The organism is Mycobacterium sp. URHD0025 (assembly GCF_000426065.1).
Classification (GTDB): domain Bacteria; phylum Actinomycetota; class Actinomycetes; order Mycobacteriales; family Mycobacteriaceae; genus Mycobacterium.
The window spans coordinates 125,073-143,805 of record NZ_AUEQ01000001.1; the positions used below are offsets into that span (position 1 = coordinate 125,073).

At 67.4% G+C, this 18,733-nt stretch carries 17 protein-coding genes and 1 tRNA gene; 8 read left to right on the plus strand and 10 right to left on the minus strand.

Annotated elements, in window-relative coordinates:
- Window positions 1–24 precede the first annotated feature (24 nt).
- The 4 genes from H977_RS0100590 to H977_RS0100605 are packed head-to-tail and all read left to right on the plus strand — an operon-like array spanning window position 25 to window position 4,925.
- A complete protein-coding gene (locus H977_RS0100590) occupies window positions 25–1,281 on the plus strand; it encodes a YibE/F family protein (RefSeq protein WP_029106036.1) in 1,257 nt (418 codons plus the stop codon).
- A gap of 28 nt (window positions 1,282–1,309) precedes the next feature.
- Window positions 1,310–1,834, plus strand: coding sequence for a 2Fe-2S iron-sulfur cluster-binding protein (locus H977_RS0100595; protein ID WP_029106037.1), 525 nt, complete (start codon window positions 1,310–1,312; stop codon window positions 1,832–1,834).
- Window positions 1,831–2,826 carry an FAD binding domain-containing protein gene (locus tag H977_RS0100600; protein ID WP_029106038.1) on the plus strand — a complete coding sequence of 332 codons (996 nt, stop codon included), beginning with the start codon at window positions 1,831–1,833 and terminating at the stop codon, window positions 2,824–2,826. The genes H977_RS0100595 and H977_RS0100600 overlap by 4 nt, the downstream gene beginning before the upstream one ends.
- Window positions 2,823–4,925: a xanthine dehydrogenase family protein molybdopterin-binding subunit gene (locus tag H977_RS0100605; protein WP_029106039.1), complete on the plus strand. Its 2,103-nt coding sequence runs from the start codon at window positions 2,823–2,825 to the stop codon at window positions 4,923–4,925. The genes H977_RS0100600 and H977_RS0100605 overlap by 4 nt, the downstream gene beginning before the upstream one ends.
- A 7-nt stretch (window positions 4,926–4,932) precedes the next feature.
- Here the strand turns inward: H977_RS0100605 and H977_RS0100610 are convergent, their stop codons facing one another.
- The 8 genes from H977_RS0100610 to H977_RS0100645 all read right to left on the minus strand — a co-directional run bounded on the left by H977_RS0100610 (window position 4,933) and on the right by H977_RS0100645 (window position 14,114).
- The gene (locus H977_RS0100610) at window positions 4,933–5,301 is read right to left on the minus strand and encodes a nuclear transport factor 2 family protein (RefSeq protein WP_029106040.1); all 369 of its coding nucleotides are present in this window, start codon (window positions 5,299–5,301) and stop codon (window positions 4,933–4,935) included.
- An 18-nt stretch (window positions 5,302–5,319) separates the two neighbouring features.
- The gene (locus H977_RS0100615; RefSeq protein ID WP_029106041.1) at window positions 5,320–6,072 is read right to left on the minus strand and encodes a maleylpyruvate isomerase family mycothiol-dependent enzyme; all 753 of its coding nucleotides are present in this window, start codon (window positions 6,070–6,072) and stop codon (window positions 5,320–5,322) included.
- A 1-nt stretch (window position 6,073) separates the two neighbouring features.
- Window positions 6,074–7,387 carry a cytochrome P450 gene (locus H977_RS0100620; RefSeq protein WP_029106042.1) on the minus strand — a complete coding sequence of 438 codons (1,314 nt, stop codon included), beginning with the start codon at window positions 7,385–7,387 and terminating at the stop codon, window positions 6,074–6,076.
- A gap of 38 nt (window positions 7,388–7,425) precedes the next feature.
- Complete coding sequence (locus H977_RS0100625) at window positions 7,426–8,757, minus strand: UDP-glucose dehydrogenase family protein (protein WP_029106043.1); 1,332 nt, start codon at window positions 8,755–8,757, stop codon at window positions 7,426–7,428.
- 86 nt (window positions 8,758–8,843) lie between these two features.
- Window positions 8,844–10,487, minus strand: a complete 1,644-nt coding sequence (locus tag H977_RS0100630; RefSeq protein ID WP_029106044.1) for a DUF7159 family protein — start codon at window positions 10,485–10,487, stop codon at window positions 8,844–8,846.
- A 220-nt stretch (window positions 10,488–10,707) separates the two neighbouring features.
- Window positions 10,708–12,069 (minus strand): ammonium transporter, encoded by a 1,362-nt coding sequence (locus H977_RS0100635; RefSeq protein ID WP_029106045.1) that lies wholly within the window; start codon window positions 12,067–12,069, stop codon window positions 10,708–10,710.
- Window positions 12,070–12,508: 439 nt separating this feature from the next.
- Window positions 12,509–13,078: a dCTP deaminase gene (dcd, locus tag H977_RS0100640; protein WP_029106046.1), complete on the minus strand. Its 570-nt coding sequence runs from the start codon at window positions 13,076–13,078 to the stop codon at window positions 12,509–12,511.
- 16 nt (window positions 13,079–13,094) lie between these two features.
- Window positions 13,095–14,114 (minus strand): DUF7159 family protein, encoded by a 1,020-nt coding sequence (locus tag H977_RS0100645; protein WP_502691122.1) that lies wholly within the window; start codon window positions 14,112–14,114, stop codon window positions 13,095–13,097.
- Between the two features lie 362 nt (window positions 14,115–14,476).
- On the opposite strand from H977_RS0100645, the gene H977_RS0100650 reads away from it, so the two are divergent.
- Window positions 14,477–14,550 (plus strand) — tRNA-Gly (locus H977_RS0100650).
- Between the two features lie 85 nt (window positions 14,551–14,635).
- On the opposite strand, the gene H977_RS0100655 is transcribed toward H977_RS0100650, so the two are convergent.
- Window positions 14,636–15,196, minus strand: coding sequence for a hypothetical protein (locus tag H977_RS0100655; RefSeq protein ID WP_029106048.1), 561 nt, complete (start codon window positions 15,194–15,196; stop codon window positions 14,636–14,638).
- A 251-nt stretch (window positions 15,197–15,447) separates the two neighbouring features.
- Between H977_RS0100655 and H977_RS0100660 the strand changes: the two genes are divergently transcribed.
- Both H977_RS0100660 and H977_RS0100665 read left to right on the plus strand, forming a co-directional pair.
- Window positions 15,448–16,548, plus strand: coding sequence for a TIGR03857 family LLM class F420-dependent oxidoreductase (locus H977_RS0100660; protein ID WP_029106049.1), 1,101 nt, complete (start codon window positions 15,448–15,450; stop codon window positions 16,546–16,548).
- A gap of 122 nt (window positions 16,549–16,670) precedes the next feature.
- Window positions 16,671–17,234 carry a TetR/AcrR family transcriptional regulator gene (locus H977_RS0100665; RefSeq protein WP_036474731.1) on the plus strand — a complete coding sequence of 188 codons (564 nt, stop codon included), beginning with the start codon at window positions 16,671–16,673 and terminating at the stop codon, window positions 17,232–17,234.
- Between the two features lie 55 nt (window positions 17,235–17,289).
- Here H977_RS0100665 and H977_RS0100670 read toward each other — a convergent pair whose 3' ends face one another.
- Complete coding sequence (locus H977_RS0100670) at window positions 17,290–17,931, minus strand: rhomboid-like protein (protein WP_029106051.1); 642 nt, start codon at window positions 17,929–17,931, stop codon at window positions 17,290–17,292.
- A gap of 243 nt (window positions 17,932–18,174) precedes the next feature.
- On the opposite strand from H977_RS0100670, the gene H977_RS0100675 reads away from it, so the two are divergent.
- A complete protein-coding gene (locus H977_RS0100675; RefSeq protein WP_036474733.1) occupies window positions 18,175–18,660 on the plus strand; it encodes a MarR family winged helix-turn-helix transcriptional regulator in 486 nt (161 codons plus the stop codon).
- Window positions 18,661–18,733 lie beyond the last annotated feature (73 nt).

Sequence of the window (18,733 nt, forward strand, 5' to 3'; positions counted from 1 at the left end):
AGCCGACCGCTCTAGTCTGTCGGGGTGGCGCACACGCATTCTCATTCGCATTCGCTGGCAGGCCCATCTCCGCTGGGTCCGTTGGCCGCCCGCATCGTCGTCGGCCTGTTGGTCGCCATCGGGCTGGCGGTCATCGTCGGCGCCGGCGTGCTGTGGCCCAGCCATCAGAAGGTGGACATCCCGCTGCCTTTCCAGAATGCCGCGGGCGGGGCTGTCACCACCGAGGCGGGCCACGTTGTTTCGAGCAGCCTCGCTGACTGCGGCAGCCCGTCGGCCGGCGGCGTGCTGACGGCCAAACCGCAGCCCGCCGAGCCGGGTGGCGGCACGTGTGTGCAGAACCTGGTGGCCATCGATTCCGGCCCGAACAAGGGCGCCGACACGCTGCTGGAGTTCACCACCGGGCCGGGACAGCCGAATCTTGTTGCCGGAGACAGCATCCGAGTGAGCCGTCAGGTCGACCAGGCCGGCACGACGAGCTACGCGTTCTTCGACTACGAGCGCACCTGGCCGCTGATCGCACTGGCCGTGGCGTTCACGGTGGTGATCGTGGCCGTGGCGCGCTGGCGCGGATTGCGCGCCATCATCGGCATCGTGGTCGCATTCGCGGTGCTGATGATCTTCCTGTTACCCGCATTGCGCGACGGCGCCCCCGCGATACCGGTGTCACTCGTGGCCTCGGCAGCCATTCTCTACGCGGTGATCTACCTGGCCCACGGCGTCAGCCTGCGCACCAGCGCGGCCCTGCTGGGCACTTTGACCTCGCTGTTGTTGGCCGCCATTCTGTCCTGGGCAGCAATCGAATTGGCTCATTTGACCGGCCTGTCCGAGGATCAGAACAACGAGGTCGCTGCCTATCTGGGCAATGTGTCGATCACCGGTCTGCTGCTGGCGGGTTTCATCATCGGCTCACTCGGTGTGCTCAACGACGTGACCATCACCCAGGCATCGGCGGTGTTCGAGCTCGCCGAGCACGGCGGCACCAGGCGCTCGATCTTTACCGGCGCCATGCGAGTGGGCAGTGATCACATCGCCAGCACGGTCTACACCCTGGTGCTGGCCTACGCCGGTAGCGCGTTGCCGCTGCTGCTGTTGTTCAGCGTCGCCAATCGGTCACTCCCCGACGTGCTGACGGGAGAGAGCGTGGCGATCGAGATCGCCCGCTCAGCCGTCGGCGGCATCGCCCTGGCGCTGTCGGTTCCGTTGACGACGGGGATCGCCGCGGTGCTGGCGACGCCGGCAAACAAGCAGGCAGACCAGCAGGCACTGAACCGACACGTTTGACTACCGCCGGCCGGGGTATTCGGCGACGGTGAGTCAGCCCGATCACCACAGCACCGCGATCACGCTCGAAGTCGACGGAACCCGGCGCAGTCTGACCGTCGACAACCGCATGACGCTGCTGGACGCCCTGCGTGAGCGGCTCGGCGTCACAGCCCCGAAGAAGGGCTGCGACCACGGCCAGTGCGGCTCGTGCACCGTCTTGCTCGACGGTCGCCGGGTGACCACGTGCCTGCTTCTGGCGGCAGCCGCCGACGGAGCGTCGGTCACCACAGCTGCCGGGCTCGAGCACGACGGTGAACTGCATCCGGTGGCCCAGGCGTTCTACGACGAAGACGGGTTCCAGTGCGGCTATTGCACACCAGGCCAGATATGTTCTGCGGTAGGCATGTTGGACGAAGCCAAGGCGGGTGCCCCCAGCTTCGTCACCGATGATCTCGAGCTCTCACCCGTGCTCACCGATGACGAGATCCGCGAACGGATGAGCGGCAACCTGTGCCGGTGTGCGGCATATCCGAACATCGTCGCGGCGATCGGGCTGGCGTCCACGCAATGAAACCGTTCGACTATCACCGCGCCACCAGCCCCGCCGAGGCGGTGGCGATGCTGATGGAGCATCCACATGCCGCGTATCTCGCGGGTGGCACCAATCTGGTCGATCACATGAAGCTCGGCGTTGCGGAACCGGACCTACTGGTCGATGTCAGCCGGCTCGACCTGGCCGAGACGGTCACCATCCCTGACGGCGGCGTGCGCATCGGCGCGAACGTCCGCAACAGCGATCTGGCCGCCAACCCGGTGATCCGCTCGCACTATCCGATGCTGGCGCGGGCCCTGCTGTCCGGTGCGTCAGGTCAACTGCGCAACGCTGCCACCACGGCCGGAAACCTGCTGCAGCGCACCCGATGTGCCTACTTCCAGGATGTCACCACACCGTGCAACAAGCGGGTTCCCGGCAGCGGCTGCTCGGCGTTGGGCGGCTACGTCCGCTACCACGCCATTCTCGGGGCGTCCCCGCAGTGCATCGCCGTGCACCCGTCGGACATGGCGGTGGCAATGTGTGCGCTGGATGCCCAGGTGGTGGTGCAGACCAGCGACGGAGAACGCCGGATACCGGTCGACGAGTTCTATCGCCTTCCGGGCGACCAACCAGACCGCGACACCGTGTTGGGGCATGGCGAGCTGATCACGGCGGTCGAGCTGCCCGCTCCGCCGGAAGGAGCGGCCTCGGATTACCGCAAGGTCCGTGACCGTGCGTCCTACGCATTCGCGCTGGTGTCGGTCGCCGCCGAGCTGACTTTCACCTCGACGTTCCAGATCGGCTCGGCGCGCATCGCATTGGGAGGTGTGGCGCACAAGCCGTGGCGGGCGCGGCGCGCCGAGCAGGTTCTCACCGGCGATCAACCCTCGGCGGAGACGTTCGCCGCGGCGGCCGACGCGGAGCTCAAGCAGGCCGAGCCGTTACCGGGCAACGAGTTCAAGGTTGCCCTGGCCCGCCGTACCTTGATCGCCCAGTTACGCATGCTGACCGAGCGGAGGCGGCCATGACCCTCGTCGAACCCCATGCCATCGGTCAGCCTGTGGCCCGCACCGATGGCCGGGCCAAGGTCACCGGAACCGCGCGCTACGCCTTCGAGCAGCAGGTCGAGCATCCGGCCTACCTGCATCCCATCCAGGCCACCATCGCACGTGGCCGCGTGGTGGCGATGGACACCACCGGAGCCCTCGCTCTCGACGGCGTACTCGACGTGTTGACCGTGTTCGACGCTCCCCGGCTCGCCGATACGTCCGATGGCGAATTGGCGATCCTGCAAGACGATGAGGTGCACTTCCGCGGGCAGCTCATCGGTGGCGTCCTCGCCGAGACTGCCGAAATCGCCCGGGAGGCAAGCGCTCTGGTAAGGGTGGACTACGACGAAGCGCCTCACGACACGGAACTGTCGGCGGATCACCCCAGCCTGTACAGACCCGAGTCGGTCAACCCGTCGTTTCCTCCCGACACCGATCAGGGTGACGTGGACACGGCGCTGACCACCGCCGAGGTGACCGTCGATCAGACCTACCGCACGCCGATCGAGCACAACAATCCCATGGAGCCTCACGCCTGTATCGCGCAGTGGGCGATACGCGACGGTCAACCCGCGGTGACTCTGTACGACTCCACCCAAGGTGTGCACGTCGTGCGCAAGACGCTGGCCCCACTGTTCGACCTGCAGCCCGAACGGTTGCGCGTGGTCGCCCCGCATGTGGGCGGCGGATTCGGGTCCAAGGGGGCACCCCACGCCCACGATGTACTGGCCGTGCTGGCCGCTCAGCGCGCCGACGGGCGCCCGGTGAAACTCGCTCTGACCCGACAGCAGATGTTCTCGCTCGTCGGCTACCGAACCCCGACCATTGAGCGGGTACGGCTGGGCGCCGACAGGGACGGCCGGCTCGTCGCCCTTGCGCACGAGGTGATCGAACAGACCTCGGCGGTCAAGGAATTCGCCGAGCAGACGGCCGTGACGTCCCGCAAGATGTACGCCTGCCCGAATCGGCGTACGTCGCATCGGCTGGCCACGCTCGACGTTCCCGTTCCGTTCTGGATGCGGGCCCCGGGTGAGTGCCCGGGCACGTTCGCCGCCGAGGTCGCGATGGACGAGCTCGCGGTGGCCTGCCATCTCGACCCGATCGAGCTGCGCGCCCGCAATGAACCAGAGGTGGATCCCGAATCGGGTAAACCGTGGTCGGGACGTCGCCTCATCGAATGCCTACGCGTCGGGGCTCAGCGCTTCGACTGGTTTCCGCGTGACCCGCGGCCTGCGAAATATCTTGCCGGCCACTGGTTTATCGGCACCGGGGTGGCTGCCGCGACCTACCCGGGCATGGCGATGGAGGGCAACACGGCACGCATCGCCCACATCGAGCAGGGCCGCTACACGGTGCAGATCGGTGCGGCCGACATCGGCACCGGCACGTGGACGGCGTTGACCCAGATCGCCGCCGACGCCCTGGACTGCGATGTCGCGGCAGTGGACCTGCACATCGGGGACACGGATCTACCGCAGGCTTCGGTGGCGGGCGGCTCGTCCGGCATCACCTCGTGGGGTTCGGCGATAGTGGCTGCCGCCAAGCAGTTTCGCCGCGAACACGGGGAGCACCCTCATATCGGTGTGACGGCCGAGGCTGAGGCACCGCAGAACCCCGACGCCGAGAAATTCACCGTGCAGTCGTTCGGCGCCCACTTCGTCGAGGCGCACGTCAACTGCGACACCGGGGAGATCCGGATTCCGCGGATGCTCGGAGTTTTCTCGGTGGGGCGTGCCATCAACGCGCGCACGCTACGTTCCCAGCTGATCGGCGGCATGTCCATGGGGCTTTCCATGGCGCTGCACGAGGAGAGCGTCCGCGACCCGCGCTTCGGGCACGTCGTCACCCAGGATCTCGCGTCGTATCACATCAGCGCGCACGCGGATGTTCCCGATGTCGACGCGATCTGGCTCGACGAGGTCGAGGAGCACCTGAATCCGATGGGCTCCCGCGGCGCGGGCGAGATCGGCATCGTCGGCGCAGCCGCGGCAGTGGTCAACGCCGTCTACCACGCGACCGGGGTACGCGTGCGGGATCTGCCGGTCACTCTCGACAAGGTGCTCGCCGCCCTGCCCTGACGTGGCGTCAGCCCGCGAGGTCCTTTTCGGTGAGCTCGGTGGCGGCGAGCGCGGCGGCCAGGGTGTCGTGACGGAACGCCGACGTGACGTGGTCGTGCACCACCCGGAACGCCGTCGCGCCGGTGCGGGTGGTGCCGTCGGCCGCCATGATGGTCTGTTCGACGACCACGACGCCGTCGTGCACGAACATCCGCCCGGGCGTCACGGTGTCCCCGGTGGACGCGGCCCACTCACGCAGGGCGGCGTGCCCTTGGGCGGCACCTTTGGCGTCGCCCACCTCGATGTCATCGCTGGACAGCGCTATCAGGGTGTCGTTGTCGTCCTCGTCCAGCGCGTCATGCCAGGCCAGAACCGTCGCGATCTCGGATGTGGTCATGAACGAAACCTACGCCTCTCAGAACGGTGTGCGGTCGAGCCAGGCGTCCCAGGTTGCGGTGTCGCCGAACACTTCCAGCCCGAGGTCGGCAGCCGTGCCCCGGCGCGTGACCGCCAGCAGCAGCTTGTGAGCCGGGCCCTTCAGCGCGACCGTGCCCTTGCCGTGACTGTGAGACCACTCGAGCCCGTCTTCGTCGTGCTCCACCGTCCACTCCCCCGTCGGCCCCAGACCGTCGTCGGTCGCATGCAGGTGGATGCTGGTGCCCAACGCGAGGGGTACTCCGTGCCGCTTCTTGGCCATACCGGTGGCGATCTCGAGCCATTCACTGACCGCGTCGGCGGCGAGGTCGGCCGGTGGCACGAACTCGGTTCCCACGGCCAGTGCGGCGTCGGCGTGGTGTACCGCCGCCTCGTGAACGCGTCGCCGTACCCACCAACCCGCGGGTTTGGGACCCAGGAACGTCCACACCCTCGCATCGGTGCCGATCTGGTCCACCGACTTGAGAACCTGGGCCGCGCCCGCGTTGAGCCAGTCGATCGCGGCGTCCGGATCGTCGGGCGGCTTCCCGTCGTGGACCTCGCGGGGGTCGAGAGGCGAGACCCGGCGCTCGGAGATAATCTGTGCCGCCCAACGGTTTCCGCGCCCGACATGGCGGAACAGTTGCTTGAGCGTCCAGTCCGGGCAGGTCGGCACCGGCGTCTCGGGATCGCTGGAGGCGATCAGCTCCCCGAAGCTCCGGGTCTGGTCGAGCAGAGCAGCTCGGAAGTCCACGTCACGAACTTACCGCTGTGCGTGCCTTCCCGAGCGTGTTCGGCAGAGTCGACCAGCCGCGCAGGATGCGGGTCTCGCGACGGCTGCCTTCGCCGGCCGCCCGCGCGTCCGGGAACCGGTCGAAGAAGGTCTGCAGGCCCACCTGACCTTCGGCCCTGGCGAGGGCCGCGCCGAGGCAGAAGTGCCGGCCGCCGGAGAACGACAGGTGCCGTCCGGCGTTTTCCCGTTCGATGTCGAAGCGGTGCGGGTCGGTGAACACCGCCGGGTCCCGGTTGGCACCGGCGAGGTGCACGATGACGAGTTCCCCGGCCTGCACCGGGGTTCCGGCCACTTCGGTGTCGACGAGCGCCACCCGGGCGCTCATCAGCACCGGTGAGTCCAGCCGCAGGATCTCCTCCACCGTGTTCGGCCACAGTTCGGGACGGGCGGACAGGGTCTGCAGGTGCTCGGGATGGTCGAGCAGCATGCGGATCCCGTTGCCCAGCAGGTTGACCGTCGTCTCGAACCCGGCCGCAAGCACCAGACCGGCCAGCGCCCGCAGTTCCGCCTCGTTGAGCGGTTCTCCGGCCGCGCCGGCGTCAGAGGCCTGGATGATCTGGCTGAGCAGGTCCTCACCGGGGTTGCGCCGCAGTTGACGCAGGTGATCGGTCAGCCAGCTCTCGAATCCTCGGATGCCCGAGTTGACCTCCTGGTACTGCCGCCACGTGAGTCCGATGTCCAGGCTGGGCGCGCCGAGCTCGCCGAAGCGCAGGATCTGGGGCCGGTCGGCGTCGGGCACACCCAGAATGTCGCTGATCACCGCGACCGGCAGCTGCGCGCAGTACCGGCCGACGATGTCGACCACGCCGTCGCCGTCCATCGCGTCCAGCAGTTCGTTGGCGGTTTCCTGGACGCGTTCACGCAGCCGGGCCACGGCGCGGGTGGTGAACACCGAGGAGACGAGCTTGCGGTAGCGGGTGTGATCAGGTGGTTCCACCGCCAGCAGTGACGGTGGTAGGAGCGGGTGCAGCGAGCCGGTGTCGGTCTTGTCCGCGACCCAGCGCAGCGGTTTCGGCAGGTTTCCGCCGAGCCGCGACACCCGGAAGTCGTCAGAGCGCAGCAGCTCGGTGGCCACGTCGTAGTCGAAGGTCATCAGGAGCGCGCGGCCGCGCACGATCGGGCCGCGGCGGCGCATCTCGTCGGCGAAGGGCGCCGGGTCGGCCCGCACCGCCGGGTCGGCGATCAGCCGAGCCTGCGGATCACCGTGGCGCATCCCGAACGCGGATATGCCTCGAACCACCCCGTGCAGGGCCATCCACCGGATTCGTTCCCGCATGGCCCGAGCCTACGACCGCGGAATTTGTTCTACAAGCGTCAAACAGCGGCGACCGGGCGTCCCAATGCGTAGACCCGCCATCCGGCATCCCGCCACCGCTGGGCGTCCAGGCAATTGCGGCCGTCCACAACGACTTTCACGCGCACCGTGTCAGCCAGCTCGGCGGGGTCCAGGTCCACGAACTCGGCCCACTCGGTGAGCACCAGCACTGCGTCGGCCCGGTCGCAGGCTTCGACGACAGAGGTGGAGTAGTTCAGCGTGGGGAACACCCGCTGCGAGTTGTCCATCGCCTTGGGGTCGTACACGTTGACCGCGGCGCCGTTCAGCTGCAGCATGCCCGCGACGTTGAGTGCGGGCGAATCACGCACATCGTCGGATTCGGGTTTGAACGCCGCGCCGAGGACGGCGATGTTGGCGCCCAACAGCGATCCCCGGCAGGCCCGGGTGGTCAGTTCCACCATGGCCGTGCGGCGACGCATGTTGATGCTGTCGACCTCGCGCAGGAAGGTCAGCGCGTGGTTGGCGCCGAGCTCACCGGCGCGGGCCATGAATGCGCGAATGTCCTTGGGCAGGCAGCCACCGCCAAAGCCGAGGCCGGCGTTGAGGAATCGCCGTCCGATCCGCGGGTCGTAGCCCAACGCATCGGCCAGCAGGGTCACGTCGGCTTCGACGGCCTCGCACACTTCGGAGATCGCGTTGATGAACGAGATCTTGGTGGCCAGGAACGCGTTGGCCGAAACCTTGACCAGTTCCGCGGTCTGCAGATCGGTGACCAGGAACGGCACCCCGTCGTCGATCAGCGGGGCGTAGAGCTCGCGCACCGCCGCCTCGCTGCGCAGTGAATCCTGCTGGACGCCAACCACGATGCGGTCGGGGTGCAGCGTGTCGTGCACGGCGTAGCCCTCGCGAAGGAACTCGGGGTTCCAGGCCACCTCGACGTCCACGTCCGCGGGTGCCAGCGTGCGGGCCCGCTCCGCCAGGTCGGCCGCGGTGCCGACCGGGACGGTGGACTTGCCGACGATCACGGCGGACCGGCGCAGCCGCGGCACCAGTGTGTCGATCACGGCGTGTACGTGGCGCAGATCGGCGCTGTATTCGCCCTTCTTCTGTGGGGTGCCCACGCCGAGGAAGTGCACGTCGGCGAAATCGGCGGCCTCGTCATAGTCGGTGGTGAACCGCAGCCGCCCGGCAGACAGGTTGTCGTTCAACACCTTGCGCAGGCCGGGCTCGTAGAACGGGATGTCACCGGCGGCGAGTTTGGCCACCTTGCCCGGGTCGATGTCGACCCCGATCACCTCGTGGCCGAGCTCGGCCATGCCCGCAGCATGTGTCGCGCCCAGATAGCCGGTGCCGAAAACGGTGCATCGCATACTGCCTGAATAGGCGCCGATGATGAGCTAGCTGCTACGCGACACTGAGCGGCAGACCAACGTCAGGTAACGGTTGGTGGCGGGGGCTAGTGGCCGCCGAACGGGAAGGGCCACATCGACCCGCCGTCACTGCCCGAGCCGCGCGAACCACCGGAACGACCGGGATTCCAATCGCCGGACCCTGAGCCACCCGGATTCCAGTCACCCGAGCCACTGGACCGACCGGGATTCCAGTCGCCGGAGCCACTGGACCGGCCAGGGTTCCAGCCCGAGCTCGGACCCGAACCCGATCCCGGGCCCCAGTCATCCGAACCCGAGCCCGGCCACTGCGGGGTCTCCGGTTCGTGACGCGACGGCGGATCCCACGGGCGCTGCGGCTCTTGGCGCTGCGGCGGCTCCCACGGCGGACGGAAGAGGCCGGGCAGCCGCGGCGGGGGCGGGAGCACGACCAGCGGCGGGATGTACGGAGCCGGCGGGTTGTAGATCGGCGCAGGCGGTGCCACAGGGATCGGCGCAGGCGGCGGAGCCTCGGGAGCCGGAGCCGGCGCCTCGGGGGCAGGCGGCGGGGCCGCGGCGGGCTGCTCGACGTAGACCGTGCGCGGCGGCGCCTGCGGGGCCGGGGCCGGAGCTTCCTGCACCACCGGTATCGGGGCCTTGATGGTCTCCGGCGGCGGGGCCGGTGGCGGGGCTGCCGGCTGTGCGGGCTGGGCTTCCGGTGCGGGAGCAGGTGGAAGCTGGGCCGGAGCGCTGGGCGCGACCGCACCCTGTGCGGGCGAGGGACGCTGATCGACTGTCGGCCGGATGCTCACCGCAAGCGAAATGACCAGGGCCACAACGCCGACCACGAATACCGACGTCAACGCGGATCCCACCAGCAGGAACGGCTTGCGTTCCTCGTCGAGTGGCATCTCGTCGGCGACGAGGTCCACCCCGTCGATCGCATCGGCGCCGACGGGGGCCATCTCGGTGGCCAGGCCGGCCAGCGCGTAGGCGCTGCCCGCGGTGGTGCCGTCGGGGTCTTGCGAGTAGGCGAGACCGACCGTGGTGGCCTCGAACGCCGGAGCGTTGGCCGATGCGAGGGCGGCACCGCGGGCGAGTGCCATCTCGGGCTCGTCCGGGGCGCTGACCGGAAGCGACACCAGGGGTTCCAGATGCGCCTTCACCGACGCGACGTCGACGCCTGCGCCGAGGACGAACATGCCCTGCGGCGCGGAATCGGCGGCGGCCACGGCGGCGGCCATATCGGTGAGCACGGCCATGGCGTCGGTGCTGTGCAGAGACCGGCTCAACACCTTGACCACCGAGCCGTCGTCGGTCTTGACCACCGACAGCGTCGCGGCGTCACGGTCGATGAACAGCAGCGCCGTGGTGTCGTACCCGACCGCGCGGCCGACCGCCTGGGCCAGCGCCGCGGCGGCATGACTTTCGGAGACCAACATGACGTCGTCGATGCCGTGCGCAGACAGTGTGTCGCGCAGTGCGGCGGCGTCGGAATGGTCGGTCCAGGTGACGCCGATCGACTTCAGATGATGCCCACCCGAGGTGGCGCTCTCCTGGGTTCCGAGGATGGCGGCGACCACCTGATCCGCCGCCGTGGTGGTTGCCGAATCCCCACCGGCGGTGACGTCGAAGACGTCGTGATCGACGGTAACTCCGTCGGCCTTCTCCCCCTCGACCAGCACCATGCGGACCGTTGTAGGTGCCATCGCCACACCCAATACGATGTCCACCGAGCCCTCCAATGTGTTTGCTGCACTGCATTTGTCGCCATTGCGCACACATTCCGCACGAACCGACAACTAGAACCTTCATCGGTGTAACCAGCTGCATCGTTACACCTGCGCCCGTTAGCTACAGCGCCAGATTCCGGTCGGACCGCGACGGCATGGTGCGCGCCGGCGCCGGTTAGTTAGACCCTACTCGGCATTACGACAAAGAGCGCCGGCCGGTTCATCCCGCAGTGTCTTCCTCGGCCGGATCGGGGCGCTGTCCGCGGTCCCCGAGTTGGCCCATCTGACCCGGCTGTCCCATCTGCCCCAGCGTCCCGCCGAACAGCCCGGGCCGGCGGGCGGGCAGGTGCCCGTGCACACCCTCGGCGTAGGCGGATTCGGCGTGCTGGGTGAAGTCGACGCCGGTGGTCTCGTCCTCGGGGCTCACCCGGAATCCCATGAACCGGTCGATCGCCTTGGCAATCGCGTAGGACATCGTGAACGCATAGGCCGCCACGACGACCACAGCCAGCAGCTGCTTACCCAGCTGGGTCAGACCGCCGCCGTAGAAGAGGCCCTGCGGACCCGCGGTCATCACCTCGGTGGCCAGGAATCCGATCAGCAGGACGCCGACCACACCGCCGACGAAGTGCACGCCCACCACATCGAGCGAGTCGTCATAACCGAACCGGAACTTCAGGCCGATCGCGAACGAACAGACGACTCCGGCCGCCAGGCCGACGACGACCGCACCGAGAGTGTTGACCGTGCCGCAGGACGGGGTGATCGCCACCAGGCCTGCCACCACACCGGACGCCGCGCCGAACGTGGTGGGCTTGCCGTCGCGGATCTGTTCGACCGTCAGCCAGCCCAGCATGCCCAGGCAGCCGGCGACCAGGGTGTTGAGGAAGATCGCGGCGGCGGTGCCGTTGGCGGCCAGCGCCGAGCCCGCGTTGAAGCCGAACCAGCCGAACCACAGCAGACCGACGCCCAGCAGCACGAAGGGCAGGTTGTGCGGGCGCATCGCGTCCTGCTTGAAGCCGATGCGAGGACCGAGCAGCAGCGCCAGCGCCAGGGCCGAGGAGCCGGAGACGATCTCGACGACGAGCCCGCCGGCGTAGTCGAGAACGCCGAGGCCGGCCAGCCAGCCGCCCGGGCCCCAGACCCAGTGGGCGACGACGGCGTACACCGCGACCGCCCACAGCGGGACGAACACCATCCAGGCGGCGAACTTCGCGCGGTCCGCGATGGCCCCGCTGACCAGCGCGGCGGTGATGATCGCGAAGGTCAGCTGGAAGGTGGCGAACAGCAGCTCGGGAACCGCGCCGTGCGCCGTGCTGGGAGTGATGCCGAGCATGCCGAAGTGCTGCAGACCGCCGATCAGACCGCCGCCGGCGTCATCGGAGAACGCCAGGGTGTAACCGACCAGCAGCCAGGCCACCGTGACCAGCGGGATCGAGATGAAGCTCATCATGATCATGTTGAGCACGCCGGTGGTGCGGACCATGCCGCCGTAGAAGATGGCGAGGCCGGGGGTCATCAGCAGGACCAGCGCGGTGCTGGCGAGAAGCCACGCTGTGGCGGCCGGATCGATTTCGGGCACGTCGAGCTCCTTTGGTCTCGACGAGAATGTCGGGCGCGCGTTTCAGCCAAGCGGCAAGCGTGTTTCAGCCGTGTTTCGTGTTGCGGTGTGGTTACTGAAAGTTCACGGGCGGGCCTCTTGGCTTCTGGCGTCGCCGTTTTCCACACCTGGGCCGTCGATCGGCGATTTCCGCAGCCCACAGGTAGAAAACGGCACACGCGCACGCCGGCCTACAGGGTGCTCGGTCCCCTGGCGTCGCCGCTTTCCACACCTGAGCCGTCGATCGGCGATCTCCACAGCCCACACGTGGGAAACGGCGCACGCGCTCGCCGGCCTACAGGGTGTGCTCGGTCCCCTGGCGTCGCCGTTTTCCACACCTGGGCCGTCGACCGGCAATTTCCACAGCCCACAGGTAGAAAACGGCACACGCGCACGCCGACCTCGCCCGCGCGGGCGCTGCCTAGGACTTGATGAAGTTCAGATGCGACCGTGACGGGGTCGGCCCACGCTGACCCTGGTATTTCGAGCCGACCTTGGCGCTGCCGTATGGGTGCTCGGCCGGACTGGTGAGCCGCAGCAGGCACAGCTGGCCGATCTTCATCCCCGGCCACAACGTGATGGGCAGGTTGGCGACGTTGGAGAGCTCCAGCGTGATGTGCCCGGAGAAGCCAGGGTCGATGAACCCGGCCGTCGAGTGCGTCAACAACCCGAGGCGGCCCAGCGAGGACTTCCCTTCCAGGCGTCCGGCCAGGTCGTCGGGCAGGGTGCACACCTCCAGCGTGGAGCCGAGCACGAACTCACCCGGGTGCAGCACGAAGGGTTCACCCTCGGTGGGCTCGACCAGGCTGGTCAGCTCGTCCTGCTGTTTGGCCGGGTCGATATGGGTGTAGCGGGTGTTGTTGAAGACCCGGAACAGGCTGTCCAACCGCACATCGACGCTCGACGGCTGCACCAGGGCATCGTCGAACGGCTCGATGGCAAGGCGTTTCGCGGCGATCTCGGCCCGGATGTCTCGATCGGAGAGCAGCACCCGACGAGCGTATCGGTTACCGACGGACCACCTGCGGCAACGGCGGCACCGTCGCGGGTTTCGGAGGTGTCCGCACAGGCACCTTGCGCGCGACGGTGTGGATCTGCTGGCCGTTGAGGGACTCGATCAGCGGATTCGGTGGCGGCCCCGTCGGCACCGGACTGGCATCGGGCGCGGGCAGCAAGGGCTGCGCCGGCGAGGCGTGGGCAGCCGGGGCCGACGCCTGCGGCCGCGGGCCTCCGTGCACGGTGATCGCCAGGAACACCGAACCTGCCACGATCAACAGCGCAGTCGCCACAACCATGGACCAGGTGTGCATCAGGTGGTCGCGGTTGGCTTGTGGCGCGACATCGTCGCGCATGTCGGCGCTGGCGATCAGCGCACCGCGCGCCAGCAGCAAGGCGGCATCGTCACCGAGCGCAACCGGTCGCGACATCACCGAATTGACCTCTTCGACAAGGCTTTCCGCGTCCGGGGCGGACCCGGGAATGGCCACGGTGCCAACCGGCTCGGGGAAGCTGTCGCAGACGCCGCGCAGAGCAAGCACTGCAGTCGCCTGGTCGGTTCCGTCCAGACGGCGGCTGCGTAACCGGCGGGTGCCGTCCTCACCCTCGGCGCCGATCACGGCCAGCATGGTCTCCTCGGGTTCGACCACGCACAAGGCGATCGAGTCGCAGTCAGCGATCTGAACGGTGTATTCGGCGGCCGCTTCGAGTGCGTCCGTACCGCCGATGACCGCGACGTTGGTGACGCCCAGCTCCTCGAGGGCGTCGAGGACCAGCTTGGCCTCGTCGGCCACCTCATCGGTCCAGGTCAGAGCGACACGGACAACGGTGTACCCGTTGGCTGGTGCGGCAGCGCGGGCATCGGTCACCGCTTTGACGACGTGCTCGCGGAAGCCCAGGTGCTCGACGCCGGCGTTGGTGTCTGCGTCCAGCGAATCGTGGTCGATCACCGCGCCGTCGCCATGGGTGCCCTCCACCAGGAGGAGCCGGGCGTCGCGCGAGGTCATGGCAATACCGATAACAACTTCCATGGGTCTGGATCCCTCGATTGATTCGGCCCGACGTGCGGGCCTGTTCGCTCCATGCAGCACCGGATGGAGCCCACGACAACCGACGGTAGAGAGCGCGCCTGAGAACTGCGGCCCGAGGATTTACAGGACTCTCAGGGTGGCGCGTTCACAGGAATCATGTTCTGGGGTCTTGTGTTTCGCCACGCCGGTCCAGGCTCCGGGTCCCCGCTGGGCATCGATCCGTCGGCCGCGTCGGGAGGCTTCGCCAATCGGCGGTCACCACCCGAGGGTCGAGCCGGCGTCAATTTCTTAGACTCACCGAGAGGATGTCCGCCCGCCTTACCCGGAAGCAGGGCTCAGTTGCTATCCTTCGTCAGCACCATGCCGATGTAGTTCAATGGCAGAACATCAGCTTCCCAAGCTGAATACGCGGGTTCGATTCCCGTCATCGGCTCCATATATGACCGGGCGAATGCTGCTGAACGTCGATTCGCTCGGAGGCGCGTCCCGCATCGGTCCCGTGCACTCGCCACCCCGAGCGCTCACTGCATCTGGTCAAGCATGTCGGAGAACGCATCCTTCAGCCGCAGCGCCTTCTTGATCTCGATTGAAGTGACGTAGGGATACTCCCCGTACTCCAGAAAGCTGGGCACGTGGTGTTCCCGAACGAACTGCACGAACCCCTCGGGACGCTCTCGCCAGTCCTCGGGGAAACCCTCAAGGTTCTCAAAGGTGGTCGCGATACCCGACTGGCCGAACAGCTGAACGGCATCCTCGGTGTACTTGTCGAAGTCGGTGTCGAAGATGCCCTGGTACTGGAAATAGAGGTCCTCGCCGATATTGAACAGCTGCCACCGCAGGTAATGCAGCTTCAGCGGATCCAGAACCGTGGGGTCTTTCTCGACTGCGGCCTGAATAGTTCTCCCGTGTTCGCGGATCGCCTCTTCGCGACCCGGTATGACCTTCGCGATGATCGTGAAGCCGTAGCACGCCGGAGTGCGCGGGAAAACTGGTCCGTATCGCCCCCGCTCTTCTTCGAAATATCCCTCTTTCGGGATCGCCATGGCGGCGGGCTTGGTCCAGTCCTGATCGGTCGCGGTCATGTTGGCTCCTTTGTGAACCGATGGGCCGGACACTACGCCTGATTAATCGCCGTTTCGGGCGGTTCATTCGCAGGTCTACAGACCCAGTCGGGCTGGAACCGACACTGTGCGGATGGTCGATCACCGCGGCGTCACCCGTAGCCGAACTCCGTACTCGAACGGCGCCACAATCCATTCATTGAGAACCCTCATTGACAATTGGAGACCCAGTGGTCGACAGTGCTAGGCGTCCACGGCACGAGAGGCAAGTAATGAGCACGAACCACCCCGATGACCAGCTCAACGAACTCGGCTACTACGCCGTGACGCGCCACCCCGCGGACGTCCGGGTGGTCCTGCCCGAAGCGCGTATGGCCGAGTCGCTGGGCCTGGGGTCGTGCCACATCGGTGAACGTTTCACCGTGAAGGACGCGGCGGTGCTCTCGGGCGCGGTGGCGGGCTGCAGCACCAGCCTCGGTATCGCGCCGTCGACCAACTACCACACCCGCCACCCCACGGTCACCGCCACAGTGGGATCGACGATGCACGCCCTCACTGAGGGTCGCTTCGCCATGGCGTTCGGGCGCGGGATGGCGGCGTACTGGCAGGCGATCGGCCTGCCCGTGGTGACCGAGGCCCGGCTTCGCGACTTCTTCGGCATCCTGCGCCGGCTCTGGGCCGGCGAGATGATCGTGAATCACGAAGGGCCGGCCGGGAAGTGGCCGCTGTTGCGCCACGTGAGCGGTCTTGCCGACGGCCCACCCATCGGTCTGGTGGCGGTCGGTCCCAAGACGATGGAACTCGCCGGGGAGATCTGCGATTTCGTTGTGCTCCATACCTTTTTCTCCGATGAAGCGACGACGGCGTCGGTCGCGGCGGTGCGCCGGGGCGCGGAACGCGCGGGCAAGGATCCCGACAGCGTCCGCATCTGGGCGTGCCTGGCGACGGTCCCGGACGCGCTGTCGGAGGACGACCGGTTGCGCCGCGGCGTCGGCCGGCTGGCCACTTATCTGCAGGCCTACCCGGACGTGCTCGTCGGGGCCAATGGCTGGGATCGCGCGGTGTGGGACCGGATCAGGCAGTCAGCACTGTTCACCGATGCGGCCACTGCCGGGCCCATCGATGCGAGCGCCTCGTTCGAGACACTGCAGCGCATCGCCGAGCTGATCCCCACGGAGTGGCTGGACTCGGTGGCCAAGGGATCACCGCAGGACTGCGCGAAAACCATCGCCCGGCAGTACGACCTGGGTGTGCATTCCGTCATCATGCACGGCGCGAGTCCGCAGGAACTCGAACCCGTCGTGCGGGCGTACCGGGCCGATCGGCCGACGCTGCGGCGTGCCGTGGCGGCGAACCCCGGGCGATTCGCCTGAACGCCCGCGAATCTCCGCAGGCCATCCGCGCTCGGGAGCAGTGGCGCGCGGCGGTTCCCACCGCAGTCACCTCGGCCGCGGGCACCAAGCTGAACAAGCGCGGCCTCGAGACCCGGGCCCGCTTGCTCGACATCGCCATCCGCTGTCTGGCCGAGAGCGGTGGCGAGCCGGTGTCGGCCAATCGCATCGCCAAGGATGCGGGCGTCACCTGGGGTACGGTGCAGCACCAGTTCGGCGACCTGGACGGCTTGTGGGTGGCGGTGATCACCGAGATCCATTCCCGCAGTTGGTCATCCAACGAAAGGCCGCCGCGCACGGGCACCTTGCGTGAGCGAGTGGTGGTCGCCGTCGACTCTGTCTGGACATATCTGGACACGACTGAAGGGCGGGCGCTGACCGCACTGCGCACCTCGCTGCCGCCACGTCGTTCCGACATCGCGGCCGAATATCCGCGGACGGCAGCCGCTTTCGCGGCGCGCGAACATGACTGGATCGAAGGTTTCGACTATCTGATGGACGGCCTCGACCTCGATCCGGATCAGCTGTACCGGGTGCGGTGCCTGCTCCCCGCTGCCATCCGGGGCCTGAGCAACGAACGTCAGATGGGCTTCACGTCGGACCTCGAGGTCGCCCGCACGGCACTGACCGATGCCGTGGTGGCACTGCTGTCCCAGCCGCGGCAGTGAGGCGGGACGACGACTGCGCGCGGGTTTCTACCCCCGGGCGGTTGATCGCCGCCCGTCACGACCCTGCGGTAGAAACCGACGATGGCGAGCCTCCGACCCGTCGGCGTGCGAGCGGATAACAGCACAGCCCGATCAGCAGCGCCGATACGTGGCCGATAGCGGTGAAGTTGATGGCGCTCACCAGCGCGGAGCCGAAGTAGACAAACGCCGCAGCCAGGTACACCCACCGCCACGGCCGCACCATGCGATATGCCAGCACGGCACCGACTCCGGCGAGAAAGTAGCTCACTCCCACATCGCGGACGTGGACCAGCCGCTCGGGAGCCAGATGATCGTGGATCGCCAGGTAGAGCACGCCCTCGCTGATGTAGGTGGCCAGCACATGGGAAATCAAACCGACTGCCAACCAACGAATTTGGCCGAGCCAGCGTTCGGCCGGGGCCAGAATGAGAGTGAACAGCACCAGGTACGGCGTCCAGAACTTGCCATCGATCCAGAACAAGCTCGTGAACAAAACGTAGAGCGGGTCGGTTTCCAGGTGGTGAATGTTGGTCGAGCTCTCGACCAGAAGGTCGTGCAGCGCCCGCCCATGGGTCTGGCGCTGGATGATCGTCGTGACCAGCAGGACCGCCAGCCAGGCATAGGTCAGCGGGGCACTGCGCACGTATCTCCACACCACCCCAGGCCATGCCTTCAGCCGCACGCCATTCAGTATGTGCCTGGGAGCTGGACAGATCCGACGATTCGAAAGCGTTGCGCTTCAACAAATGAATCCATTCGCGCACCACTCCGACTGATGGGCGTTACGAATTCCTTTGGCGGAAAGCGCTTTCGAAGGCAACGATGCTACGCACTCGCACAGCACGACGTCGGACCCGGCTCCACGACCACGCTGAAAGTTCACAGCCACCACTTCGGCTTTGCGTGGGATACTCGCTGGATGGGCAGCGCTGCGCAGCACGATATGACCCGAACTCCCGTCGACGAGTTGTCTGCGTTCGAGGTGGCAACCCGAGATCTGGTGGGCGTCGCCCTGCGCAGCGTCGATCAACTCGAGATCTCGCTTCCGCAGTTCCGACTGCTACTCGTACTGCAGGAACGCGGGAAGTCGACGTCGACGGAATGCGCCCAGGCGCTCGGCGTCGTCGGGTCGACGGTGACGCGCCTGGCCGACCGTTTGGACGCTTCCGGCCATCTGGTCCGCGGCTCCGATCCCACCAACCGCAGTGTCGTCACGCTGTCGCTGACCGACCGCGGTCGCAAGCTCGTCCGTCAGATCACAACCCGCCGCCGGCGGGAACTGAGCAGAGTGCTCGACCGTCTCGATCCTGCGGAGCGCGCCGCGTGCGCGTCGGCTTTGCGCAGTTTCCATGAGTTGCTCACCGACGACAATGCCGACGATCTGAACCGTCCGATGCCGCTGTAGGGATCTCACCCGAAAGGGGTGATTTCCGGACACCTGACTTGACTTGGCGCGCAACGGTTCTGGACTTCTCCGA

Excerpts from the sequence above, each read along its gene's own strand:
- H977_RS0100600 (WP_029106038.1), top strand. The coding sequence starts at position 1,831 with ATGAAACCGTTCGACTATCACCGCGCCACCAGCCCCGCCGAGGCGGTG.
- H977_RS0100605 (WP_029106039.1), top strand. The coding sequence starts at position 2,823 with ATGACCCTCGTCGAACCCCATGCCATCGGTCAGCCTGTGGCCCGCACC.
- H977_RS0100610 (WP_029106040.1), bottom strand. The coding sequence starts at position 5,301 with ATGACCACATCCGAGATCGCGACGGTTCTGGCCTGGCATGACGCGCTG.
- H977_RS0100620 (WP_029106042.1), bottom strand. The coding sequence starts at position 7,387 with ATGCGGGAACGAATCCGGTGGATGGCCCTGCACGGGGTGGTTCGAGGC.
- H977_RS0100625 (WP_029106043.1), bottom strand. The coding sequence starts at position 8,757 with ATGCGATGCACCGTTTTCGGCACCGGCTATCTGGGCGCGACACATGCT.
- H977_RS0100645 (WP_502691122.1), bottom strand. The coding sequence starts at position 14,114 with ATGGAAGTTGTTATCGGTATTGCCATGACCTCGCGCGACGCCCGGCTC.
- H977_RS0100655 (WP_029106048.1), bottom strand. The coding sequence starts at position 15,196 with ATGACCGCGACCGATCAGGACTGGACCAAGCCCGCCGCCATGGCGATC.
- H977_RS0100660 (WP_029106049.1), top strand. The coding sequence starts at position 15,448 with ATGAGCACGAACCACCCCGATGACCAGCTCAACGAACTCGGCTACTAC.
- H977_RS0100675 (WP_036474733.1), top strand. The coding sequence starts at position 18,175 with ATGGGCAGCGCTGCGCAGCACGATATGACCCGAACTCCCGTCGACGAG.